Genomic DNA, 21,246 nt, shown 5'->3' on the forward strand with positions numbered 1-21,246 from the left:
TTTCTCTCGCTCTGTGCAAGATTGGTTGGATAATCAATTTATGATCCCCATGACTTCAGACTACACTTTGGGTTTTCTCCAAAACGTCACCCATAGAATTGGCAAACCAAAACACTTATCATCCTGTCCCTTCGTCTTCATCGGGCGTAACTCCACGCATTCAAAAGGATCTTCAAGCAAATAGCGAAGCTTGTCCTCCGTAAAAGCCAGACCGCCTTTCATCGACTTCTCACGGTATACCTCCCAATCGTCCATCACACTCTCCGGTCCACCTTGACCGCCAAACCCTGGAGCAAAGCAGGTCATCCCAAAATATCCTCCAGGTTTAAGTCCGTTGTGAATCATCTGTATGTAGGGAATTCGCTGATGTGGCAGCAGATGGTGAAGACAGCCCGAATCATAGACGAGATCGTATTCTTCTTGTGGTGTAAGTTCAAATACCGATTTGCATTCAAAATTCACGTCAAGCTGTTCTTCCACTGCTCTTTCCTTGGCCCACGCAATGGCTGTCTCTGATAGATCATATGCATCAACCTTATAACCCTGACGTGTTAGATATATTGCATTTCTTCCCGGGCCACAACCGAGCTCCAATGCTTTGCCCCCAGATAATATTCCTGAGTTCACATGCGCTACCAGATTTTCATCCGGTTTGTTTGGAAAAAAGGGGATCGGCCGGTTCCGATCTTCATAGAACGGCTCCCAAAATTGCTTCGCTGATCTGAATTCGGCGTCAAGAATGTCATATAGATCCTGGACATTTTTAATCGTCTTCTCCATAACCACATTCCTCCCTCGAATTCATACAAAGTATCCTGTATATTCCCTCTTATATATCGATCACTTTCCCTTTAAACCGCCCGCTTCATCACGTTTTTTGCGCTAAATCTACTACCCTCTATTATAACATTTCCATCCAATATAACTCTATTTTTCTAGCCGAAAATGTTCTATTTACATGTTAAAAAAACGACATTCAGAAGAAAGAAACCCTCTATCTCCCGGACGTCGTTTTAGTCATTTTTATTCATGATTCGATCAGCTTAACTTCTTCGTTAGATACAACACCACATCGTCATCGATGATCGTTTCATCGCCCCACTTAAGATAACGATCATGCTTGTGAATGCCCTGACCGTCCGGGATATATCCACGACGGGCATATAGAATTTGAGCTTTGCCATAATCGGAGAACACCCCGACACCAATCCCGGCAGTATCCGTTCTCTCCCGAACCACTTCCTCTGCCCGGTCCATCAAACGTGATCCAATTCCCTGGCGCTGATATTTAATCAGCACATTGAAATCATTAATTTCCGGAATGCCCTGTTCCCTGAACGACGGATAACAGGAATTCCACAATACATTCACGTAACCGGCAAAAACTCCATTAAGCTCCGCTACCAGAGTCACCCGTTCACCATTCTGCTGTTCTGCAAGATATTGAATGTACTGCTCTGCAGATTTGGCCCAGCCCTGTTCCTGGAATGCTTGCGAAATTACAACCGGATCGCTCTCATTCAAAAGTCGGATATGTATACTCATCGATGCATTCTCCTTAATAAGTTATTTATCTCAATGCTAGATTCCCAACCTGCTTCTAAGCGAGGTTATATGGGCAACATGGTGTCTTCCATGCCATGCATATACGCCCAGATTATAATCCAGTCTGGTCGTTTCTTTGGATGCGGGATGATAAAAGGTTTTGGCATAGTCTGCATCTGTTAATGTGTTTAATAACGCAACCCAACGACGATGCAGTGCATCCAGAATTTGCAGTGAAAACTCGACGTCCAGCTCCCGCGAATCACTCAGTTCAGCCCACCGCTCTTCGTAATATGGTCTTATCGTAGGATTATCCTCCGTCAATGCCAGTTTGAAACGGACCATGCTGTTCATGTGGCTATCTGCCATATGGTGTATGACTTGTTTGAGCATCCAGCCACCTTCCCGGTAGGGCAACCTTAATTGATCTTCACTCAGTCCTTTGACCGCTTCGCGGGCGCGCTCCGGCAACTCGGCAATATCCTCAATCCACTGCTTCCGCTGCTCTGATGTAACCTCGCCTGTATGTTCAAATGATCCAATCGGGTACCTCAAATCCATCGATCATTCCTCCTTGGTTAAATAGTTTAAATATACACATCACACTGCCTATGGGCATACTCCATCAGCCAGCAGTCTCTCATCTGCCCTTCATGCAGCTCGTGTTCTGGTAACAGTCTGACCTTCCTGAAACCACACTTCTCGTAACAGGATATGGCTCGTTCGTTCCACGATTGCGGGTCCATAACCACTTTCCGGGCTTGCTTTTCGTTGACCAGATAGGCCAACATGGATTGTACCAGTTGTGTGCCAATACCGCGATTCCAGTAATCAGCCTCTCCAATAAATTGATCTGTTCCATAGATGATTTCATCTCTATCTGCATAACCATACTCATTTCGTTCTTCCTCCTCCAGTTCATAGAACTGGATATATCCAATAGGTTTACCTTCGTATTCAACCATACAACGATGTGCAGTATCGTCTTCTCTATAAAAGTGCTCTCTGACCAAATTCAGATCATGCGGCTGATCACGGCCTTCATAATATTGAAGCACAGCTGGGTCAGACAACCATCGAACAAGGTGCTGCTCATCTTGCTCATCCAATAAACGCACTGTAATTTCATTCAATTCATAGATTAGCATCACTCTGCATACTCCTTAATGATTTCCAGAGGCTCTCCCGAGACCCAGCTCAGATCCTTGCCCAATACTTTTTCCTGATGAACATAATAGATCATCGGTTGCCGAATCAGTTCTGCCTCCTCACCCAAAGGATGAATGGTAAAACGCATCTTGTAGGTGCCCACTGCATCAGGTACGGAGAACCCTGCAAATTCAATAATCGCTGTTGATGACTGCCTCTGTAACGCTTGACGAAGAATCTCTTCCATTGCACCTGTGCTGCCGACGGAAGTAGGTTGAATAAATCGGCTATCCTGTTTGTCAACAAAAGATATTGAACCCCAGCCAGGTACAAAGGGATATACGATGTGCTGACCCTTATCTTCTTTTGTGCGAGTAATGGTTAATTGCACCTCGTATTCATCCGTAGCTGTCTGCCGAATCGTGCCCTTCATGTTAACATCTTGCGCTGTAACGCTTGGAGCCAGATTATTATATACAAGAAACACTGCTACAATAATAATTGCAATGCCAGTCAGCCAAAATATCGTACTCCTACGCATGTATTTAACCCCCAAGTTTAACTGTAAATCTGAAGTAATTCGCTCTCCATTAGTGTCTGTGTAACGCTGTCCAATTCTGGAGAAGCAGACCAATCACTATGTGTATTCAAACCATATTTAATCGTATGGATAACGCTATTGGCTGACATGTATAAATTATGGTGTACTCCCGGCTGTACTATGATATGCTCTCCTTCGCCCATAACTCTAATCTTAAGAGCCTGATCATGCGCAAAATTTGCATAAGCGATCCACCCGGACTGCACAACATAGAACTCGGTTATATGGTTATGAAAATGGCTATTTTGCCATGCTCCCTGAGATGAAGCTATCGTTCTACAATAATAACTGCCATCCTCTGAAACCATCTTGTATTTCCGTTCCCCATTAGCCATCTGCTCGAAGCTGGTATTCACATTATCCGGCCCTAAAGTTTGTTCTAATGTTTCTCTATCCAAACCATTACACCCCCTGATCTGAAATACGAAGGTAGGTATTCATATTTTCCTTATGCCATGCCCAACAGATACACCTCCAGAAGAAAATCCCATATTAAACAACATTCGACACTGGCAAGTCGATTTTCCTGTTCGATAGATTATCTTTTTTCTCGTAAAAAGAGTTTTATCCATTCTCATCTTGTACTTGTTAAAATTTGAAACGCTTTTCTCACAGGCGCCGTATTAAGCTCGAAGTCGTATTTTTTTACTTGGATAAACCAATAGGATGTGGAGGTTGAACGAATGTCTTTTTTCAAGAAAATGTTAGCCAGTGTAGGTGTTGGAGGAGCCAAAGTAAATACAGAATTACATACACCTGAGGTTACGCCTGGAGGAATCATCTCGGGGATCGTCTACATCGAGGGCGGAGAAGTGGAACAGAATGTAGACCGAATCTATCTTACGATCAAAACCCATTACATACGGGAGCACAATGATCGAAAAGTTAATGAAACAGCCGTTGTTGCCAAATATTTGCTCACAGAAGGTTTCCTATTACAACCTGGAGCCAAACTGGAGAAATCCTTCTCATTTGATCTGCCTGAAAATCTTCCGATTACACTGCACCGTGCAGAGGTATGGGTCGAGACCGGTCTCGATATTTCAAGTGCCATGGACCCTTCAGACCGGGACAGACTACACGTAGTTCCTACCAAAGATATGAATACCATCCTTGATGCAATTGATCTCCTTGGTTTTAAGTTACGTGAAGTGACCAACGACTATGCTCCAAAGCTTGGTGGCAATCTTCCCTTTGTACAGGAATTTGAATTCGTGCCAACGAACAAGTTCCGCGGCTATCTGGATGAGCTCGAAGTACTGTTCAACCCGATGGGAGATTCAATGGAACTGCTGCTTCAGATCGACCGCCGCGCACGTGGGCTCGGTGGCATTTTCTCCGAAGCGATGGGTACGGATGAGAGCTTTGTTCGTCTGCATCTCTATGAGAGACATCTTGCACGTGGTGCACATTCGGTCGCCCAAGGACTGGAAGAGGTCATTTCCAAGCATTTATAATCTATTAAAAATAGATCCAAAAACAAAAAAACAGTTCTCCTACCAACTTTCATTGGTCTAGAACTGTTTTTTGTCTATGTTTTCTTTTATTAATATACAAGCCCAAACTCAAGAACGCTGTGTCCAGCGCTGCATCCCCGATCGAAGACCATAGTATGCAGCAGCAAGCAAGAGGAATCCGATAACAGCAATCAGAATGGAAGTGGTATCCCAACGGGCAATGAAGCCAAAAGCAACCTCGGACTGCAACATCGTGACGGATGAACCGTTGTTCATTTCAGGTACATGATTAAGCGTGATTAGCATACCTTGAACGACATTCCAAGCCATAAAACCTATTGTGAACAGCAAAGTTACCAACAGGGATTCCACACCTAATCGTTTGTTGATACTCATCTTTTTGCCTCCTCATTTACGGTCTGATAACACTTTGGAAATTATAAAATCCACCACATCATCTGTTGTTCGGTCGTCCGTTTGAATATACTCTTCAAAACGTGCTCCGTGGAATGCTTTGGCACACTTAGCCGCTTGTTTATAAGTCCAGCTCTCAGGCTCATCCCCGCGCTTCAACAATCTCTCATGTAATGTTTCCATAGATGTCATCAGAGTGAAATGAAAAAGGTCATCATCTAACTCTTTCAGACCCCGATGGATGTAATTGAACTGCTCTGACTTGTAGATGGTCATCGGAACAATCAGATGTTTGTTATACTTCTGCCTGATTTCACGGGCGACTTTCACGGTAAGGACTTTCCACAGCTCCATATCCTGAAAATCGTCCGTTTTCTCCTCTTCCATTTTCACATCATCCACAATCACATTTCTTAACATGTAACCAATCTCTTCAGGATCGTAGATCATGCTGTTCGGAATTTGCGGCTGCAGCTTGGTCGCAGCAGAGGTTTTACCCGAGCCAAATGCCCCATTAATCATCACAATCATCGTAACACTCTCCTGCGTGTCAGATTCAATTAGACAAGAGGTGTTCCATCTCCTGTTTCAGACGATCTTTGTTCGTATCCACATATTGATAAAGGAGTTCAAATACCTCTTCATTATCCGATTGCATGCTTAAATTACCCGCTTCAAGTTCCACCCGTTGCAAAACCTCATGAATCTGTTGACCATGCGTATTCAGGGTCGTCGTTACATCCTGTTCAGAGAGTGCATTCACATTCTCTCTTAATTGCTCAGGCGTCACACCATTTTCGGATAACATATGCTGAATGTTCTTCAGGATCTCTGCATCTGCATCATTGCCTATGCGCTGCATCGCTTCCGTCGTTTCACCGAGAAACTGTCCGCTCGCATTTTCTAGAAAACCGGTAATGCCACTCATGGACAGCTCTGTATCCAGATCTACGATCAGGATAGTATCTCGCAGTACCTGTGGAAGTTCCGGGCCGCATTCCCGAATGGTCGCAAATTCAGCACGATAAAGATCCATGGCAACACTCCCCACCACTTCTTCACCCGACATGCTTTCAAGCTGATCCAAGGGTAATAATTGCTGCAATTCTTCCTGTAATTTGTACATCTCTCTGCCTCCTGTATCTCTCTTTATATAAGTTTAACTTATGAATACTTACACTATCACTCCGATGACAGAACAACCTTCCGACCGCTGTGTTGAACATATCTATATATGCTGAACGAATAATTTCACACTGGATTACTACATAGTCATAACTAGTGTAAAGAAACGCCTTTATATCATAGCAGAATATAATATATAAGTTTATCCTATGTATGTTTGCACCAGATCGCGCTGCCCACACACTTTACACGAAATACAGATAAACTTAACCTTCACTTGACCTCTGGAAAATGATCCGCTGTTATGATCGTGTCATCAAGAGTCATGGGAGGGGTAATGATGCGCCTGGCCTTGTTCACCGATACCTATGTTCCGGATACCAATGGTGTTGCCGGCACGCTGCACCGCTTAAGTAACCAGTTAAACCGCAAAGGAATTGAGCATCTGCTACTTACGCCGCAGTCCGTTATTGAAGGCAATCACGCCGCACCGGCCCGTTCGGTTACCAACATCCCCTTTTTCCTCTATCCGGAATGTAGAATAGCCCTACCTAACCGGAGATCCATCCATCAAGAGTTAAAAGCCTTTCAGCCAGATCTGCTGCATATCGCCACTCCATTCAATATGGGCCTTCTCGGTCTCAGATATGCGCTCAAGCATCAGCTTCCTCATGTCATCTCCTACCATACCCACTTTGATCGTTACCTCGAATACTACAGGTTGAACAGCATAATTCCTCTCTACTGGAAGTACATTCAGTGGTTCCACCGGGCCTGTGACTCCACATTAGCACCGTCTCAGGAGACCTTAAACTCATTGCAGTCGAAAGGTATTCAGCGTCTAAAACTCTGGTCCCGCGGGATCGATTGCAGCCTGTACTCACCAGATAAACGAAGCTCAGATATCCGTTCTCGCTACAATATAACGGCTCCTCTAATTTTACTCTACGTTGGACGAATTGCCCCAGAAAAAGATATCGCTACCCTCACGCTTGCCATGCAGCAGTTACCTGAACATATGCAATCCCGTGTACACTGGATCATTGTTGGTGATGGCCCATTGCTTCCCAAAATGCGTATGCAATCCCCGACCAATGTCACCTTTACAGGGTACCTGCATGGTGAGGAGCTTGCTGTTATGTATGCTTCGGCAGATCTCTTTGTGTTTCCTTCCTCAACAGAAACATTTGGCAATGTGGTGCTGGAAGCGATGGCTTCAGGATTGCCAGTTCTCGCAGCGAATGGTGGCGGTGTAAAAGACTTGGTCGCACATCATCGAAGCGGTGTTCTGTTCGAGCCAGGCCAAGCGGATGCATTGATTCGGGAGATATGCCTCTGGGGTAATCATATGGATCAACTAAGACATATGGGCATTGAAGGACGAAAACTTGCTGAGCAGCGTTCGTGGGATCACATTTTTGACGGGTTAATCGGGGATTATGAGGAAGCCATTGAGAATCGGAGAAGACGCACGAAAGATCGAATTATTACAGCTTGAACATTATTAAGAAAAAAGCGGGGATGGCTAACATCCTCGCCTTTATAACAGCCGTTGCCATTTGTCTGATGTCCATGCGCACCTTCCACACTGTTATGTAGTGTAATTTTGAATCTAATCTGACTGTCTCCACTTAGAGTAGCCCCTTTAATTCACCTAGATGCTCAATAATATGCAATGGTTTAGTTGTAATACTGTCCTGCCAAGGCTGATTGACCTTCATCCAAATCGTGCTCATGCCTACTTTTGCCGCGCCTTCAACATCATTTACCGGATGATCTCCAATGTAGATACACTGCTCGGGAGAGAGGTTGAAATGATCCAATGCCAATTTGAAAATACGAGGGTCGGGCTTTTTGACCCCAGCCTCTTCCGAAACGATAATATGATCAAAATCATCCCGGATGCCGAGCTGATCGATTTTACCGTACTGAATCTCAGTTTTACCATTGGTGATCAAACCTGTTTTATATTTTCCTCTTAGAGTTTGAACCACTTCTCGCGCCTGTTCCATCAGAACAGCACTTCTCACATACTCTCTGCCATAGAACTCCATAAGTTCCTCATGAGGCGGGTTCTCAGCCCAAGGTAATTCATGGAGCAGCTCGTTGAACAAGACATCCTTGTCCTTGTAGCCGTCCTCATCCAGCTCAATAATTCGTCTAAGAATATCATCCGTAGTCTCAAGATGGGCAAAATAAGTGTTAATCAGACTCTGGCTGAAGCCTTCAAAGGTACTTATTCTGTTGAGAATCGTATTGTCCAGATCAAAAATAATCGCTTTAATATGATCCATCGTCATGCTCCTCCTGTCTAGTCTGTCAAACGTTCTTTACTCAACAGCAACTCCAGTTTCCGATTGGTTTCGGCCTGCTCTTGAATTAATCGTTTCGTTTTACTTTCTATGCTGATGAGTGTGACCGTCATAATAATTACACAAATGATCCCAATAAACCCCATAACTACTCACCTCTAACGTAATGTTTCTTCTATTTTGTTAGCTGCGACTACCATGAATTATAAACATGTAAACCCAACCATAGAATAGACCAGGGCTGGGTTTACCTTGTAGAACTCATGTTCATTTCTTCTTTTTGTGATAATGGTATCCTGTACATAGGCCCTTTTGTTTGGATTTCGCGGAACAATTATGTCCACCATTTTTGTCCAATCTGCCTGGATGGGCATAAGCAGAAGAAGATACACCAATAAGTACGACAAGAGACAAAATTATTATAACAACCTTTTTCATACGTCACCCTTCGATCACACCCTATGCTTTAGGGCTTAGTTCTTCCTCCATCATTCTACATGAAAACCCATAATAAGGATATCCTTATCACTCCAAAATTTGCTTATTCTATGATTTTAAACTTCCTCAATGCGTGTGTGATGCCATCCTCACTTGCTCGCAGAGTGACATAGTCCGCACTTTGTTTGACACGCTCTCCGCCATTCCCCATCGCAATGCCGAGACCCACGTACTCTAGCAGATTGATATCATTTTCACCATCGCCAAAAGCCATCGCTTCCTCTCTCGAAATATTCAGATGGGCGAGCACTTTCCCTGCCGCTATCGATTTGGATACTTCGTTCTCTTCCATGACGTTAGACACATAAGGATGGAACCTCACGAATCTTAATGTAGGGAATTGGTAATGGAATTTCTCCACTTCGGCTTGATCGGCATATAAACAAATACAATACACTTCTTGTTCCAAAGAACTAATGGTCAGTGGATATTCTATCAGGCCAAGCGTATCTCTCAATGCATCGATGACACGCACATCCGTTGTGCATAATCCATTCATCACGAATGACTCTGTAAAATAAGAAATACTGCTTCCGTGCAGCTCGGCAAATTCACTGAATTCTCTAACCATTCGTGCAGAAAGCACCGATTTATGTATCACTTCTTCACCGCTCTTGATCAATGCCCCGTTAGCCGAAATTATGGTATCCATTCCGAGTTTCCTGAACTCTCCGCATAAATTATAGGGTCTGCCGGTGACCAGAACGACCTGTATACCCCTACGAACCAAATTTCGAATCGATTCCTCTGTACTTGGCGAGAGACTTCGATCCTTCTCACTGAGTAACGTACCGTCCACGTCCATAAATACGATTTTAATCAATGGAACATCTCCTAAGCTATATAAATTGAATTGCGGAATATTTACACTTGCCACTCCGATGACAGAACAACCTTCCGATCGCTGTTATCCCCAGATTTTTTTGATTCCTATTTTCAAAGGGGAAAATCCGGGGATAAAGGCGAAGCGTATGCTTTCGATGCAGCTTTCTTCCAGAAAGCTTTTAGCTCCACTTCTTCAGGTTATTTCTGACCTCTCCGTTATCGTGTAAATGTTTATTTCAGTTTATGGAAATTAAGCATTGATCTTCAATAAAAAAGGCAAGTGCACAGTTAACTTAATAGTATTCCTGCACTTGCCTTTACATTATCGAGTCTGGACGTTCTGACTCCGCTCCATGTACCACAACTGAAACGCCTCTACGGCTTCGAGCGAAATATCGTTTACGTTGTGATGCAGAACAGGTTTGGCACGGTTTACCGTTTGAATCGAAGCGACCCCAAACCAGCGTTGCAGCACATTCCGGGTGATTTGTACCTCGATGACTTTTTCACGCTTAGAGATGTATAATGTTGACGTTAATGCGCCGGTTCGCAACTGAATAAAGTTCTGATTCAGGACGTAGCGTGTATGGAAAAAATCAGCTAATCTGCATATGACAACCCATAGTAACAGAATAGCGGAAATCATCCACCACGCCTGATGCTGTCCCAGAATCACCGGTTTGAAATAAAACAGTAAACCTGTAGCAATGATCCACACCCAGCTTGGTATCAGCATGCGCAGCCATAAGGATTTTCGCGGAAGCTTCTGCATCTCCTCTGTAACCTGATAGGATGGCAAAATCTCCGAGATCATATCGTAAGCTTGCTTTACAGGCAGAAAAGGATAGAGCGAGTTAACCTCCTGGTCGGATTCTCCCAAACCACCTGCTGTCGTCAGTTCCACTTCTGCCAGTCCTAACAGCCTTTTCATCGGAGACTGCGTGATTTTCACCGCCTGGACTCGTTCCTTCAGAATCGAAAATGCGGTCTGTTCCAACATGCCCTTCGTAATATAGATTCGTTTGCGATCTGAGGATATTTGGAAATCACCATACTTCACAAAAGTTCTAATTATACCAAGCGTAATGGAAACAGCGATAAGTCCCGTGATAATCAATGTGGTAATCCACCAGGTATCCAGCCACGTTAATACGATGCTCTCCGTCACTTTTTCATCAGGAAAGAAATCTTTTATCGACGAATAGAGAGAACCCAGAATCGGAATAAGTACCAGAAAGCTGAGTGAGGTGAACGATGCTTTGAATATATCTTTACGGGTGGACTGGTAATGTATAGTCCGTTCAAGCTCCTCTTTAACAGGCACTGGAGTATCTTCTTCCGTTGTTACGTTTTCGGGCAGATTCTCTGAGTCTACGAGTTGTTCCATAACATCACTGGTCGCATCTGCTTCCGACATATGTCCTGCTACAATCTTTTCAAGCCGATCTGATTCCGAGAGTGAAACGACTTGCAGCTGAAACGTAGCATCTTCTCCCTTGATGCCCGTCTCAAAACGAATGGATGTGACTCTGAACAAACGATGAAACAACGACGTATGCCGGTTCACGTTCTGAATTTTGGTGAAGGGTATCGTTCTTCTTGTGCGGTTAAATACTCCACTGTAGATCTGGAAAGCCTTATCCTCTGCGGTATAACGTAACGTAAACCAGCCCCAGATGATGGCTATTACACTAAACGTCATAGCCACATAAAAGGCGACTCTTCCATACATAATCCACTTGGACGCCGAGCCATGACGAAGAATAAATAAAAAAACGATAAATGCAAAAGAATTTTTAACCAGTTTCCATACACTCCAGAGCATGGCTAACGGGTGTTGTCTTTTCGTCTCGTTCATTCATCCACCTCGTTAATCCTCGCATAGGATGCAATCTGATGGCGCAATTCAAGCGCCACTTCCTCTGGCAACGCCGGGATGTTATGAGATGACCCCATCGTGCCGACCGATACGGAATATAGGCCATATTTTCTCAAAAGGGGACCTTGGTTCGTTGTAACCGATTGTACTTTCGCCATAGGAATGATCTGATGCACCTTCTTCAGAGCCCCGTGTTTCAATTGCAAGAACTCCTCATTCGCATCGTAGTACCAATGCTTGTATAACAATGAAGGTCGAATAAAAATCCCCCACACGGCATACAGCACCGAAATAGCTGTTACTCCCCACAGTAACCAACCAATCCACGACTTCCATCCATAAATGGAATCCAGAACCAACAGTGCTGCAAGCACAATCAGACCTATTCCATTAGATATGATTGCACTGATTCTCCATATAGTTATGGCGTTCGGGGATAAACGTTGCTCGGGTGTATTCCACTGTATGTACTGCATATATTCACTCCTTTTTCTTACTGTACGAAGAATAGTCCTCTATCGATGCAGAAAGATTCAATTAGTAAAAGAGATGACTCCTGTTCAGCACAGTCGTCATCTCTGGGTCATTTTATTTTGCAGCAAAATCCTTCACTTCACATAACCACACCATATGGTCCGAACCTTCACCCCAATAGTTCTTTGCCACGGCATAGGGTTCTCCAAACTTACACTGCCATTTCTGCTGCGCTGTCCGGTAGCCGCTATCCAGACAAAATTGCGTAATCTTACGCCGCTGAAGTTCAGTAGCCAGGGCCTGAATAAGAGCAGAGCCAATCCCCTGACCTTGTACCTCTGGCAAAACGTAGAGACTACCCAGTTCTCCTATTTGGTTCAATTGGTTGTTTGTGCATTCTTGAATCTCCTTGCCGCAAGGACCATAGGAAATGGTGCCAACGACGGTGTCTTCTCTTTTGGCGACCAAAAAGAAGACACTCGATTCCTTATTGTTGTCAGGATGCAAAGCGCAGTGAAGCATTGCTTTTTTGTGTTCTATTTCATCCCGAATGTCTTCGTGCAGGGCACCCAGCCCCTCTTGTATAAATGCACTCGTAATGGATATTTCGAATACCTGGCAAGCACTCTCCATATCCGATGATGTTAAAGGTTGAATGGTAGTCAGGTGACTCATATGACCGTCTCTCCGTTTCGATAGCTATATAAATTAAACTAAAGGTTATTTACACTTGCCACTGCGATGACAGAACAACCTTCCGATCGCTGTTATCCCCAGATTTTTTTGATTCCTATTTTCAAAGGGGAAAATCCGGGGATAAAGGCGAAGCGTATGCTTCCGATGCAGCTTTCTTTCAGAAAGCTTTTAGCTCCGCTTCTTCAGGTTTTTTCTGTCCTCTCCGTTATCGTGTAAATTATTTTGTTAAACCTATATAGTAAACTGACTTATCGATGTAATCAGTAGGCTTAGATGTTAGTCCGTATGACTCTGGATCACTTTCCTTACCTGGTTTGAATTCTCAATGGGTATGATATATCCGGTCGAATTATCCTCATTTCTTACAAGAAGGGCATTCATATCTGGGTCGCTCCCTATAGAGAAATCATACGTTGTCAGTGAATCATCCTTATTCGTTATATTCAGCTTATACTGAGCTACATAATTGGGCATTCCAGGTAGGGGCTCCGCCTGTTTAATGGCCTTTACGATCACCCGAATCTCGTCGGGATCATTTAACTGCAAATCTTGACATGGTTCAAATCTAGAATCTGGACTACAGATAAGTGTAATAAGTCGCGGAAGATCATCTTCCTCTGCATTCGAATCATTTGGATGGTTACAGGCTGCAAGGAGCATCGCGAAGAGACCTACGAGAATCCCTGCTTTTTTCATTAGCATATATACCTCCGATTCTTAATCAGAACATGAGCGTAAACTCTCTACGTAATTATCTAGATGTAGCTCTAGATGCTTATGTTGTACACCGCAACTCGGAGTCCCATCCTTGGAGCAGTTCTTTTAAACGCTGGGCGGTATCGGCCACAAAAGTACGTATCTTTACATCCGTAATGAATTTGGGAACTATACCGGGTTCGTTGGCGCTTTCATTAAAAAAGGAAAACGTACGATCCCGCCAGCGCAAGATCTCATCTGCGGTTAACAGATCAACAACATCATAGCCAGGCGCAATCTCAAGCATTTGCCAAACGTCTTCAATCCAGCTTGCCTGTTGATAAAGGTTAAAATCAATCTGATCCGTCTCCTGGTAATACAGACGCCCAAGTTCATCCTTGGTTCGGGTTATACCCGAATTTTGATCCGTAAGAGTAACCTGCTCCACAAATTGCGGATGAACACTACGGAACCAGTAAAAGTCTGTCAGGACATGCATAAAATAGCCCCGCACGAACCACTTCCATCCCTCATCTGCGTGCTGTTGAATGTAGGTTGAATAACGTTCTTTTAGTTGCTCAACGTACTGTCCTTCATTCTTATCCTTAGGGTTGAAATGAGTGTTTTCCTTATCCGCTCTTGTCCAACCCTCGCGCATATGAATAGAGTCAGGTGCGACATTCCCCAGATAGAACGGACCTCGTTCTACATGTCCATGCAAGGTTTCAGCAAAAAGAACAGCAACATTTAAATGAACCATTGGCAGTGGCATAGAGATATTCTCCTTTTTCGCAAAATCTGCTACACATACAAAAGAAAATCAATTTATTCTATGCTCAAGCCTGCACTCGCTCTGCTTGTATCGTCTCAAATAGCTGCTCCAAATCCGTATGAAGATCCGGCTGTTCGTTAACGAGCAGGTTTATGTATTCCGACCCGCATTCATAGAAAACAAGACGATTAAACGGAGCTGAATCCCCAAGATGATTCATATCTAGTCCTAATTTCTCCCGAATCCGATTCTCCATATATCGCGCGTACCCCTCGTTCCACTCCAGCCAGTTGAAGTACTCCCCTTGTTCTTCACTCAAAGAGTTAAACAGAGCCAATCTTGCCGCTTTGACTTGCAAGAGATCCTTACTCTTCAGGGCTGATAGCAACGAATTGATCCGCTCGGTAACTATCTCATTGTCATAAGGAAACTCATAATCCAGTTCCCACGTTACACGTTTGATTTGCTCCATCCTGCGTTTAATCTCAAGTCGGTCACCAATGTCACGATACTGTTCATATACGTAACAATGGACAAACTCATGAAAGAGGAAGACTTTCTGCTCAAAATTTTGGAACGCTGCATCTGTCACCACTGCGCATATTCGTTCATCCATGTGATGCACCGGAAATGCCGCCAAGCATTCATCGGGAATATTCAGATCATCCGGAACGGTTTTCACCCATTCATATTGCTTCGTCTTGGACGAATAATCATAGATATATAACAAAGTTTCATATGCCACAACCACAGGATAATGCTCTCTGAATAAGGGATGTATACTGACCAAATCCTTTTGAAGCTCTTGCAACTCGTTGATTTGCTCTAAAAAAGTATCCATGTCAATTACCCTCTCTTTAGTTGAATGATGAGTTAATCATATCAATAGAGCAACAATAAAACACTGAGAGAAAAATGATAATTCTATTGTTGAGTGATATTTCTACAGGTTAGAACCGTTCTCCTCGTTTCTCATATAAATAAATGTCCAGCGCCTGAATCCCACGTTTAGCAAGTTTGATAAATAAAATAAGGGCATATACGCCCAATCCGAATAACACCAAATTAAATAAAACTGCAAATGTCGAAATGAATGAAAAACTCATCATACTTCCTCCTTTTTATCACCGTAATGAATTCAAAATTCATATAATTATCATGATTTATAAATATACCAACTTATTAATTCACCAGCCTATTTTAGCATATTTTACCTCTCTTTACTTTCTTCAATCAAGTTCCTCACTTGATAGGCTTAATGCTAATCATTAAAAATGAAAAATCTCCCCCCGGGCATCCGGCTGGAAGACTTTACTGAAGACTTATTCTATTAAATCCGTTCACCGCTTACCACATGCCAGTGTTGATGCTTCGAATCCTGGTAAGTACCCAGATTCGTTACGATTTTGGAAAAACCCGTCTGAACAACCATGTCCCCAGCAACCTTTTTGATAACGCGCATGATCTCCAGTAATAGTTCATCATTATTAGCTTCTTCCTGTGAAATGAACGATTGGATATGGATCTTCGGAATAACAACAATATGATGTTTGTAGTATGGTCGGGTATGATGATAAGCCAGCACCTTGTCTGTTTCCATGACGATATTTACTTTGGTATTACCACTAAGCACTTCATCACAATAAAAATCCTGTGTCATATACGATCCCCTTTCACTACTCTTAGTTAATATATCCCGCTTTTTTCAGCACATATTCCGTGAATGGATTAATCTCAGGGATCGGCATACTCAGATCAAAATAACGCAGTTCCAGTCCTTCATCATCCATGACGGTTGGTTCGCCCTGAATTTCAGTAGCTTCATAGACAGCCATGACATTATACACCTCATCTCCATGCGGATACTTGTAATACATGTCCTGACCTGAGAAAACGGTAATGAGTTTATACGCACCCGCTCTCAATCCAGCTTCCTCATATAATTCACGGGCAGCAGCTTCCTCCAAAGATTCTCCCGGTTCCAATGATCCACCAATGGTTCCCCAATCCAGACTATCTGTACGTCTTTGCAATAGCAGATGGCTCTGCTCATTGAAGACCAACACACATGAACCAGCCATGATTAGAGGGCGCGAACCCACCAGCTTTCTCAACTCCATGATATATCCCATAAAGATTCTCCCCCGTCTTGAATCAGATAAGTTCAACAACGTGTCTCTAAGACTTGGATTTAGTCAAGATTCCCTTGTCTACGGAATCTTGGATAATTTGCTGTGCGTACGTCCACAATGTTTCGGAACCGTTCACAATCTCTCGATTTCTGTTTAACACCTGTTCACTTGTAATATTGTATTTCTGCCACGTATCTCCCTCATTCTGATGATTGTGGATCAACGGCTGCAACCGATCCATCGACGAGGCAAACTGCGCTTCATTGGTCTCCTTTGCCTCGAACTCCAGCCACAGGTTCAACAATTCTTGAGCCTGCTCCTCAGGCAATATCCCGAACAATCGATGGGCAGCCTTAATCTCGCGGTCATATTTATCCGTATGCCCTACCATATCGTAGGCAAAAGTATCTCCGGCATCGATCTCAACGAGGTCATGAACCAGAAGCATCTTAATAACCTTGAGAATATCCACTTCTATGTTGGAATGGCTCTGCAAAATCAAGGCCATCATCGCCAGATGCCAGGAATGCTCCGCATCATTTTCCAGTCTGTCACCATGGATAATTCTCGTTTTTCGTTCAATCGTTTTCAGTTTATCGATTTCAATAAGAAATTGGATCTGTTCCTGCAATTCGTTCACGATCATTCTCCTCCCAGTGTTTTTTCCAAATCCTTCAAGAGAGATTATACCAGTAAACTCTGTAATCAAAGTTCAGTGACATACCCACCCCCTCTGCCAAACGGATTGAACCTGCATTATCTGGGGAGCAGTCCCAATACGGCTGGATACCTTTATTCCTGCATTCTTCTACAAAAGCCCGCGCTACCCACTTGCCATAATTATTTTTCTTGTAGGCTTCGATAGTTTCAATATCAATTGCATGCCACTGATCTGATATAAACGCCGAAAAGCAAACACTCGCGATATCCTCGTTGTGTACTGCAGTGTATCCAAAGCCATGTTCCAAGAAATCATCCATGTTATCCCAAAATCTCGAGATTTTATCCTTCAGAAAAGATAGATTATTGAACTTTCCAACTTTCAGTAATGTCTCGTCTAATCTGAGAAGGATAACCTTCATAAATTGCTTGATGACTTCGATACTCAGTCATTCCTTGGGTTGAATCCAATGTGAATACATGCTGAATATTGCTATGGACCTCTTTATTCGCGGCCATATGATGAAGCACATCTTCCCAACTTTTATCCACCACACCTACTTCGACTGTATGGATATTTAATCTTAATAATTCAGGTTTTATATGTTCTTTCATGAACTCTTCCAAATCGTTCAGAAAGGGTTTACTTTGGGCGTTTCCGATCAACTGAAAACCGTTTTGTCCCTTCACCCAAATTAAAGCTGCTGTGATATTCGCTGCATCATCAACGTAGATCCGGCCAGGATTCAACCCAGATGCCACAGCCTTCACCTCAATATTGCTGTTAAAGTCCGTGAAGTGCATCACCTTATAGAATTCATGCTGCTTAAGCTCGCTAATCATCAGTTCATTCCCTCCCGAACGACACTCAGGAAATATTCACGATGATCCGGATGGCAGGCAATCAGATATGGCTCTGAATTCATACCTTCAAAGGGATTTCCGAAATGGCCTTACCCATGGCAATCGCTTCCGCGCATACCGAGACACGACCGATGTAGGCTTCTAGATGTACCGCTGTAAATATTTTTCCTGATCGAGTTCGTACTGCTGCCCCTATGTGATGCTTGCCCTCCTGATACAAACGCGAAATTACGTTCTTTGCTGCTTCAATTAGTTCCAAATCCTCTGTCGTTATGGTCATCATGATGTCTCCTTTTACTGATAGATCCTGTATTGTACTGTGTCGTACCGGCCCTTTAACTTTTGCTCTGGTGCTCAACCTTGTCCTTCATCGCTTTCCACCATGCTCCAAACCAGATTCCGCCAAGCCTTTAATTTCGTTCAACATGTACTTCGCATAATCAAGAAGCAAATCATCACTTAAATTCACGCTTTCCAGCTCTCCGTTATATTTTGCGAGACATTGTGAAATGACTTCATTGTATTTCGGTAAAATATGAATAAGTGCCCACTCGCCTGCTTCTCGCTTGGAGTATATTACCGAATCTTTAACATACAATAGAACCCGTGATAGGTTCAGAACATAGTAGACAGGATTTTCCGTTATTTCTTCCAGAGCTGAACCAACGTCAGATGTAATAGAGGCCAGCATATATTCACGTTTTACAGGCTGGAATAACTCCTTAACAGGTTTGCCAGCAAGCACTACTCCACGGTCAACAATAACGGCCAGGTGTGCTACCAGATCTGGATCTTCGTATCCACCACAAAGATATTGATCATCATTTCTATACTTTTCCCGGTGATACGCGGAGTAATGAAATTCAAATGGAGTTGGAAACGTCAGATTAGCAACCGTAGACTCCAAGACAATACTAAGTTCAAATCCTGTGATGATATGCATTTCATCTTCGATGTGCATCAATCGTTTCGCAATACTCCGATAGGTATCAGCGGACAGCTGGTCCCGGCATACCACCAGTATATCGATATCGCTTTGATTCGGATGGAATCCTCCCATAGCCATGGACCCGTGCAAATAAATTCCCACCAGGGAATCCGCACATTCTTCTTTTAACAAATGAGTAGCTGTATGTAGTACCGCCTGTTCATCCACTTAAACCCACTCCTTTATTTACATTGTTAAGTATCCAATTCCACTTTCATTTCCTTCACAAAAACAGCCGTTCCACTAATTCTGACATCCATGTCCTGTCCATCCTTAACCACGCTAACGTGAATTTTTCCATCTCTATCAATCTCATGGCCTTGCTCCACAACAAAATGAGCTTGATGCATCTCAGAATTCATATACTCCAAATAATAGGCACCCATCACACCGGATGCTGTTCCCGTAACCGAATCCTCCGTAGTACCCGAAAAGGGCGAGGAAAAATGTCTGGCATGCATTAGAGCATCTGAATCACGGGTTTCCAGAGTAAAGGGGTGCAAAGAAGCTTTTGGATTCTCATTTAATATCTCAGGAAAAAGGGAGGAGTCCGGTTTCATTTGTTGGAAAGAAGTCAGTTTACGAATCGGTATCAACAAAGTCCAGGTGCCTGTACTTCCATAGACGATGGGTGTGGATAGATCAAGATCATCCATGGTTAGATTTATGGAATTTGCCAGCTTCTCTATGTCACCTTGGAATGGCAGGAAACGGGGTTGATCCTGCTTCATCTCAATGTTGATCGTATCGCCTTCCTGCTGGAAATGAATCGGCAATAGGCCTACATTAGTCTCAATGGTGATCGACTGTTTATCTCCCAGAAATCCTCTAGTCTTTAACCCATACATGGACGCCATTGTGGCGTGCCCACACAGATTAATCTCATGACCCGGTGTGAAATATCGTAAACTAACGTCTGCAATTTCAGAACTCATCACGAAGACCGTTTCATTAAAGCCGACCTTAAGCGCAATCTGCTGCATCGTTTCCTCACTGAGCGAATCGGCATGAAAAACGACTCCGGCCGGATTTCCTTTACCAGGAATCTTTGAAAAAGCATCATAATGATATACAGTGATTTCACTCATTGTAGACCCACCTTATTTTTCAGTTTATAAGACGTACATCGCCATATAACTCTACTACTTCACCATCAACAACGATCCCAGCACCATCTTTGCAAGCATAGATTGTTGTCGAGTTGGTAAGCGCGTAATCTCTTAATGAATCCAGAGTTTCGTCAGAGCCATCCCAATGGGGTGAAAATTCAAAATCAACGAGCGCCAGAGCCTGCTTGTCCATTAATCCAACATGGTTCTCGTCTGCATCTTTACCATATCCGGCCATTTCAATCGTTGGTGTAGTTAGAATACTGCCTGCGCTAACTCCAATCAGAATGCCGCCCTTATTCACATACGAACGCAACAATCCCATTGCATTTCTCTTCTGTAGTAAACTTAGAAAAAAGAATGTATTCCCTCCAGATAAATGAATCGCATCGTTTTCAAAAATCGTATTGAATCTGCTTTCCTCGTACTCCAGGTCCAGATCATAATAATCAATCGTTTCGATTCCCAGTCGATTATAGAAACCGCTCGTAAGCTCGAAATATCTTCTATCCGGGTCAGAACACGAAGGTACATAACCGATGGAAGGCTGGTCAGAGTTGAACAAGCTCATTATTCTCTGATTTAATTTTTGATTTGATTCGAAATATAAATCACTTAACAAAACCAGCTTGGTCATCTGAATTTCTCCCTTTTTTAATTTCCAGAGTCCTTATTGCATCTGCCCATTAATATATCTTCTATGACTTGAAGATGCGTCCTGAGCCCACAATTCCAACTCGACTCTACTAACCAAAAATTGATCTTGAACCTTGATGAAAGGAAACATTTTTCCTTCAAAGAAACCCGATGCCGAGAAACTTCCTTGTTCGGCCTTAATAATGTCCATCACCTGTTCTTTAGTTATACTCAGATACTCGGCCGTTTCTTGGATCGTCATTAATGGTTTGTTGTTGTTCGGCACTTCCTGCTCCACTGCCTGAGCCGATTCATTAGCGCTCCCCTGATTAGATAGCAACAGGCAGCCAACAATAAACGATATGCCCAAGATTGCACTGGCTATTAAGATCGAAAATGGAATAGATTTCACGG

32 protein-coding genes are annotated in these 21,246 nt (G+C 43.3%); 2 read left to right on the forward strand and 30 right to left on the reverse strand.

The features are described from left to right. Nucleotides 1–60 precede the first annotated feature (60 nt). The 6 genes from Q0V21_RS28035 to Q0V21_RS28060 form a co-directional block, all read right to left on the reverse strand. Nucleotides 61–780, reverse strand: a complete 720-nt coding sequence (locus tag Q0V21_RS28035; RefSeq protein WP_301881642.1) for a class I SAM-dependent methyltransferase — start codon at nucleotides 778–780, stop codon at nucleotides 61–63. A 258-nt stretch (nucleotides 781–1,038) separates the two neighbouring features. Beyond that, entirely contained in the window at nucleotides 1,039–1,545 is a 507-nt protein-coding gene (locus tag Q0V21_RS28040; protein ID WP_301881643.1) for a GNAT family N-acetyltransferase, read from the reverse strand. 36 nt (nucleotides 1,546–1,581) lie between these two features. Continuing rightward, the gene (locus Q0V21_RS28045) at nucleotides 1,582–2,106 is read right to left on the reverse strand and encodes a YfiT family bacillithiol transferase (protein ID WP_301881644.1); all 525 of its coding nucleotides are present in this window, start codon (nucleotides 2,104–2,106) and stop codon (nucleotides 1,582–1,584) included. Between the two features lie 26 nt (nucleotides 2,107–2,132). Next, entirely contained in the window at nucleotides 2,133–2,693 is a 561-nt protein-coding gene (locus tag Q0V21_RS28050) for a GNAT family N-acetyltransferase (protein ID WP_301881824.1), read from the reverse strand. Then, nucleotides 2,693–3,235 carry a hypothetical protein gene (locus Q0V21_RS28055; protein ID WP_301881645.1) on the reverse strand — a complete coding sequence of 181 codons (543 nt, stop codon included), beginning with the start codon at nucleotides 3,233–3,235 and terminating at the stop codon, nucleotides 2,693–2,695. The genes Q0V21_RS28050 and Q0V21_RS28055 overlap by 1 nt, the downstream gene beginning before the upstream one ends. Before the next feature lie 17 nt (nucleotides 3,236–3,252). Further along, a complete protein-coding gene (locus tag Q0V21_RS28060; protein ID WP_301881646.1) occupies nucleotides 3,253–3,693 on the reverse strand; it encodes a cupin domain-containing protein in 441 nt (146 codons plus the stop codon). Between the two features lie 285 nt (nucleotides 3,694–3,978). On the opposite strand from Q0V21_RS28060, the gene Q0V21_RS28065 reads away from it, so the two are divergent. After that, on the forward strand, nucleotides 3,979–4,752 hold the full coding sequence (locus Q0V21_RS28065) for a sporulation protein (RefSeq protein WP_301881647.1): 774 nt from the start codon (nucleotides 3,979–3,981) through the stop codon (nucleotides 4,750–4,752). Between the two features lie 108 nt (nucleotides 4,753–4,860). On the opposite strand, the gene Q0V21_RS28070 is transcribed toward Q0V21_RS28065, so the two are convergent. The 3 genes from Q0V21_RS28070 to Q0V21_RS28080 are packed head-to-tail and all read right to left on the reverse strand — an operon-like array spanning nucleotide 4,861 to nucleotide 6,292. After that, on the reverse strand, nucleotides 4,861–5,148 hold the full coding sequence (locus tag Q0V21_RS28070) for a hypothetical protein (protein WP_301881648.1): 288 nt from the start codon (nucleotides 5,146–5,148) through the stop codon (nucleotides 4,861–4,863). 12 nt (nucleotides 5,149–5,160) lie between these two features. Next, nucleotides 5,161–5,697 carry an AAA family ATPase gene (locus Q0V21_RS28075; protein ID WP_301881649.1) on the reverse strand — a complete coding sequence of 179 codons (537 nt, stop codon included), beginning with the start codon at nucleotides 5,695–5,697 and terminating at the stop codon, nucleotides 5,161–5,163. Between the two features lie 25 nt (nucleotides 5,698–5,722). Beyond that, nucleotides 5,723–6,292: a DMP19 family protein gene (locus tag Q0V21_RS28080; protein WP_301881650.1), complete on the reverse strand. Its 570-nt coding sequence runs from the start codon at nucleotides 6,290–6,292 to the stop codon at nucleotides 5,723–5,725. 336 nt (nucleotides 6,293–6,628) lie between these two features. Between Q0V21_RS28080 and Q0V21_RS28085 the strand changes: the two genes are divergently transcribed. After that, complete coding sequence (locus Q0V21_RS28085) at nucleotides 6,629–7,789, forward strand: glycosyltransferase family 4 protein (RefSeq protein ID WP_301881651.1); 1,161 nt, start codon at nucleotides 6,629–6,631, stop codon at nucleotides 7,787–7,789. A 133-nt stretch (nucleotides 7,790–7,922) separates the two neighbouring features. Here the strand turns inward: Q0V21_RS28085 and Q0V21_RS28090 are convergent, their stop codons facing one another. The 21 genes from Q0V21_RS28090 to Q0V21_RS28195 form a co-directional block, all read right to left on the reverse strand. Then, on the reverse strand, nucleotides 7,923–8,585 hold the full coding sequence (locus tag Q0V21_RS28090; RefSeq protein WP_079346402.1) for an HAD family hydrolase: 663 nt from the start codon (nucleotides 8,583–8,585) through the stop codon (nucleotides 7,923–7,925). A gap of 17 nt (nucleotides 8,586–8,602) precedes the next feature. Next, nucleotides 8,603–8,749, reverse strand: coding sequence for a hypothetical protein (locus Q0V21_RS28095; RefSeq protein ID WP_179132684.1), 147 nt, complete (start codon nucleotides 8,747–8,749; stop codon nucleotides 8,603–8,605). A gap of 121 nt (nucleotides 8,750–8,870) precedes the next feature. Next, nucleotides 8,871–9,041, reverse strand: coding sequence for a YHYH domain-containing protein (locus Q0V21_RS28100; protein ID WP_143805381.1), 171 nt, complete (start codon nucleotides 9,039–9,041; stop codon nucleotides 8,871–8,873). Between the two features lie 103 nt (nucleotides 9,042–9,144). Beyond that, nucleotides 9,145–9,924: a Cof-type HAD-IIB family hydrolase gene (locus Q0V21_RS28105; protein ID WP_301881653.1), complete on the reverse strand. Its 780-nt coding sequence runs from the start codon at nucleotides 9,922–9,924 to the stop codon at nucleotides 9,145–9,147. 324 nt (nucleotides 9,925–10,248) lie between these two features. Beyond that, nucleotides 10,249–11,784 (reverse strand): PH domain-containing protein, encoded by a 1,536-nt coding sequence (locus Q0V21_RS28110; RefSeq protein ID WP_301881655.1) that lies wholly within the window; start codon nucleotides 11,782–11,784, stop codon nucleotides 10,249–10,251. Continuing rightward, entirely contained in the window at nucleotides 11,781–12,281 is a 501-nt protein-coding gene (locus tag Q0V21_RS28115; protein WP_301881656.1) for a PH domain-containing protein, read from the reverse strand. The genes Q0V21_RS28110 and Q0V21_RS28115 overlap by 4 nt, the downstream gene beginning before the upstream one ends. A 112-nt stretch (nucleotides 12,282–12,393) precedes the next feature. Beyond that, the gene (locus tag Q0V21_RS28120; RefSeq protein WP_301881658.1) at nucleotides 12,394–12,954 is read right to left on the reverse strand and encodes a GNAT family N-acetyltransferase; all 561 of its coding nucleotides are present in this window, start codon (nucleotides 12,952–12,954) and stop codon (nucleotides 12,394–12,396) included. 297 nt (nucleotides 12,955–13,251) lie between these two features. After that, nucleotides 13,252–13,671, reverse strand: coding sequence for a hypothetical protein (locus Q0V21_RS28125; RefSeq protein WP_301881659.1), 420 nt, complete (start codon nucleotides 13,669–13,671; stop codon nucleotides 13,252–13,254). Between the two features lie 79 nt (nucleotides 13,672–13,750). Further along, entirely contained in the window at nucleotides 13,751–14,443 is a 693-nt protein-coding gene (locus Q0V21_RS28130; protein WP_301881660.1) for a hypothetical protein, read from the reverse strand. 64 nt (nucleotides 14,444–14,507) lie between these two features. After that, nucleotides 14,508–15,284, reverse strand: coding sequence for a hypothetical protein (locus Q0V21_RS28135; protein ID WP_301881661.1), 777 nt, complete (start codon nucleotides 15,282–15,284; stop codon nucleotides 14,508–14,510). Nucleotides 15,285–15,393: 109 nt separating this feature from the next. Continuing rightward, nucleotides 15,394–15,552: a hypothetical protein gene (locus Q0V21_RS28140; RefSeq protein WP_173405199.1), complete on the reverse strand. Its 159-nt coding sequence runs from the start codon at nucleotides 15,550–15,552 to the stop codon at nucleotides 15,394–15,396. 221 nt (nucleotides 15,553–15,773) lie between these two features. Further along, a complete protein-coding gene (locus Q0V21_RS28145; RefSeq protein ID WP_301881663.1) occupies nucleotides 15,774–16,103 on the reverse strand; it encodes an HIT family protein in 330 nt (109 codons plus the stop codon). 22 nt (nucleotides 16,104–16,125) lie between these two features. After that, entirely contained in the window at nucleotides 16,126–16,575 is a 450-nt protein-coding gene (locus tag Q0V21_RS28150; RefSeq protein ID WP_024628219.1) for an NUDIX hydrolase, read from the reverse strand. 46 nt (nucleotides 16,576–16,621) lie between these two features. Continuing rightward, nucleotides 16,622–17,221 carry an HD domain-containing protein gene (locus Q0V21_RS28155; RefSeq protein ID WP_301881665.1) on the reverse strand — a complete coding sequence of 200 codons (600 nt, stop codon included), beginning with the start codon at nucleotides 17,219–17,221 and terminating at the stop codon, nucleotides 16,622–16,624. 28 nt (nucleotides 17,222–17,249) lie between these two features. After that, nucleotides 17,250–17,657: a GNAT family N-acetyltransferase gene (locus Q0V21_RS28160; protein WP_483312391.1), complete on the reverse strand. Its 408-nt coding sequence runs from the start codon at nucleotides 17,655–17,657 to the stop codon at nucleotides 17,250–17,252. Then, nucleotides 17,599–18,078 carry a GNAT family N-acetyltransferase gene (locus Q0V21_RS28165; protein ID WP_301881668.1) on the reverse strand — a complete coding sequence of 160 codons (480 nt, stop codon included), beginning with the start codon at nucleotides 18,076–18,078 and terminating at the stop codon, nucleotides 17,599–17,601. The genes Q0V21_RS28160 and Q0V21_RS28165 overlap by 59 nt, the downstream gene beginning before the upstream one ends. Nucleotides 18,079–18,157: 79 nt before the next feature. Beyond that, nucleotides 18,158–18,382 (reverse strand): cytidine/deoxycytidylate deaminase family protein, encoded by a 225-nt coding sequence (locus Q0V21_RS28175; protein WP_301881671.1) that lies wholly within the window; start codon nucleotides 18,380–18,382, stop codon nucleotides 18,158–18,160. An 84-nt stretch (nucleotides 18,383–18,466) separates the two neighbouring features. Beyond that, the gene (locus tag Q0V21_RS28180) at nucleotides 18,467–19,255 is read right to left on the reverse strand and encodes an aminoglycoside adenylyltransferase domain-containing protein (RefSeq protein WP_301881672.1); all 789 of its coding nucleotides are present in this window, start codon (nucleotides 19,253–19,255) and stop codon (nucleotides 18,467–18,469) included. Between the two features lie 26 nt (nucleotides 19,256–19,281). After that, nucleotides 19,282–20,175: a PhzF family phenazine biosynthesis protein gene (locus Q0V21_RS28185; protein WP_301881674.1), complete on the reverse strand. Its 894-nt coding sequence runs from the start codon at nucleotides 20,173–20,175 to the stop codon at nucleotides 19,282–19,284. 19 nt (nucleotides 20,176–20,194) lie between these two features. Beyond that, a complete protein-coding gene (locus Q0V21_RS28190) occupies nucleotides 20,195–20,833 on the reverse strand; it encodes a Type 1 glutamine amidotransferase-like domain-containing protein (protein ID WP_301881676.1) in 639 nt (212 codons plus the stop codon). Nucleotides 20,834–20,866: 33 nt separating this feature from the next. After that, nucleotides 20,867–21,244, reverse strand: a complete 378-nt coding sequence (locus tag Q0V21_RS28195; RefSeq protein ID WP_079346426.1) for a MerR family transcriptional regulator — start codon at nucleotides 21,242–21,244, stop codon at nucleotides 20,867–20,869. Nucleotides 21,245–21,246: the final 2 nt, after the last annotated feature.

It is taken from the genome of Paenibacillus sp. 11B (assembly GCF_030487755.1).
Lineage (GTDB): Bacteria > Bacillota > Bacilli > Paenibacillales > Paenibacillaceae > Paenibacillus > Paenibacillus vandeheii.

Excerpts from the sequence above, each read along its gene's own strand:
- Q0V21_RS28090 (WP_079346402.1), bottom strand. The coding sequence starts at position 8,585 with ATGGATCATATTAAAGCGATTATTTTTGATCTGGACAATACGATTCTC.
- Q0V21_RS28145 (WP_301881663.1), bottom strand. The coding sequence starts at position 16,103 with ATGACACAGGATTTTTATTGTGATGAAGTGCTTAGTGGTAATACCAAA.
- Q0V21_RS28095 (WP_179132684.1), bottom strand. The coding sequence starts at position 8,749 with ATGGGGTTTATTGGGATCATTTGTGTAATTATTATGACGGTCACACTC.
- Q0V21_RS28130 (WP_301881660.1), bottom strand. The coding sequence starts at position 14,443 with ATGCCACTGCCAATGGTTCATTTAAATGTTGCTGTTCTTTTTGCTGAA.
- Q0V21_RS28035 (WP_301881642.1), bottom strand. The coding sequence starts at position 780 with ATGGAGAAGACGATTAAAAATGTCCAGGATCTATATGACATTCTTGAC.
- Q0V21_RS28070 (WP_301881648.1), bottom strand. The coding sequence starts at position 5,148 with ATGAGTATCAACAAACGATTAGGTGTGGAATCCCTGTTGGTAACTTTG.
- Q0V21_RS28110 (WP_301881655.1), bottom strand. The coding sequence starts at position 11,784 with ATGAACGAGACGAAAAGACAACACCCGTTAGCCATGCTCTGGAGTGTA.
- Q0V21_RS28160 (WP_483312391.1), bottom strand. The coding sequence starts at position 17,657 with ATGAAGGTTATCCTTCTCAGATTAGACGAGACATTACTGAAAGTTGGA.
- Q0V21_RS28075 (WP_301881649.1), bottom strand. The coding sequence starts at position 5,697 with ATGATTGTGATGATTAATGGGGCATTTGGCTCGGGTAAAACCTCTGCT.
- Q0V21_RS28165 (WP_301881668.1), bottom strand. The coding sequence starts at position 18,078 with ATGATTAGCGAGCTTAAGCAGCATGAATTCTATAAGGTGATGCACTTC.
- Q0V21_RS28185 (WP_301881674.1), bottom strand. The coding sequence starts at position 20,175 with ATGAGTGAAATCACTGTATATCATTATGATGCTTTTTCAAAGATTCCT.
- Q0V21_RS28125 (WP_301881659.1), bottom strand. The coding sequence starts at position 13,671 with ATGAAAAAAGCAGGGATTCTCGTAGGTCTCTTCGCGATGCTCCTTGCA.
- Q0V21_RS28115 (WP_301881656.1), bottom strand. The coding sequence starts at position 12,281 with ATGCAGTACATACAGTGGAATACACCCGAGCAACGTTTATCCCCGAAC.
- Q0V21_RS28190 (WP_301881676.1), bottom strand. The coding sequence starts at position 20,833 with ATGACCAAGCTGGTTTTGTTAAGTGATTTATATTTCGAATCAAATCAA.
- Q0V21_RS28045 (WP_301881644.1), bottom strand. The coding sequence starts at position 2,106 with ATGGATTTGAGGTACCCGATTGGATCATTTGAACATACAGGCGAGGTT.
- Q0V21_RS28065 (WP_301881647.1), top strand. The coding sequence starts at position 3,979 with ATGTCTTTTTTCAAGAAAATGTTAGCCAGTGTAGGTGTTGGAGGAGCC.
- Q0V21_RS28155 (WP_301881665.1), bottom strand. The coding sequence starts at position 17,221 with ATGATCGTGAACGAATTGCAGGAACAGATCCAATTTCTTATTGAAATC.
- Q0V21_RS28140 (WP_173405199.1), bottom strand. The coding sequence starts at position 15,552 with ATGATGAGTTTTTCATTCATTTCGACATTTGCAGTTTTATTTAATTTG.
- Q0V21_RS28050 (WP_301881824.1), bottom strand. The coding sequence starts at position 2,693 with ATGCTAATCTATGAATTGAATGAAATTACAGTGCGTTTATTGGATGAG.
- Q0V21_RS28150 (WP_024628219.1), bottom strand. The coding sequence starts at position 16,575 with ATGGGATATATCATGGAGTTGAGAAAGCTGGTGGGTTCGCGCCCTCTA.
- Q0V21_RS28100 (WP_143805381.1), bottom strand. The coding sequence starts at position 9,041 with ATGAAAAAGGTTGTTATAATAATTTTGTCTCTTGTCGTACTTATTGGT.
- Q0V21_RS28055 (WP_301881645.1), bottom strand. The coding sequence starts at position 3,235 with ATGCGTAGGAGTACGATATTTTGGCTGACTGGCATTGCAATTATTATT.
- Q0V21_RS28080 (WP_301881650.1), bottom strand. The coding sequence starts at position 6,292 with ATGTACAAATTACAGGAAGAATTGCAGCAATTATTACCCTTGGATCAG.
- Q0V21_RS28135 (WP_301881661.1), bottom strand. The coding sequence starts at position 15,284 with ATGGATACTTTTTTAGAGCAAATCAACGAGTTGCAAGAGCTTCAAAAG.
- Q0V21_RS28085 (WP_301881651.1), top strand. The coding sequence starts at position 6,629 with ATGATGCGCCTGGCCTTGTTCACCGATACCTATGTTCCGGATACCAAT.
- Q0V21_RS28175 (WP_301881671.1), bottom strand. The coding sequence starts at position 18,382 with ATGATGACCATAACGACAGAGGATTTGGAACTAATTGAAGCAGCAAAG.
- Q0V21_RS28120 (WP_301881658.1), bottom strand. The coding sequence starts at position 12,954 with ATGAGTCACCTGACTACCATTCAACCTTTAACATCATCGGATATGGAG.
- Q0V21_RS28040 (WP_301881643.1), bottom strand. The coding sequence starts at position 1,545 with ATGAGTATACATATCCGACTTTTGAATGAGAGCGATCCGGTTGTAATT.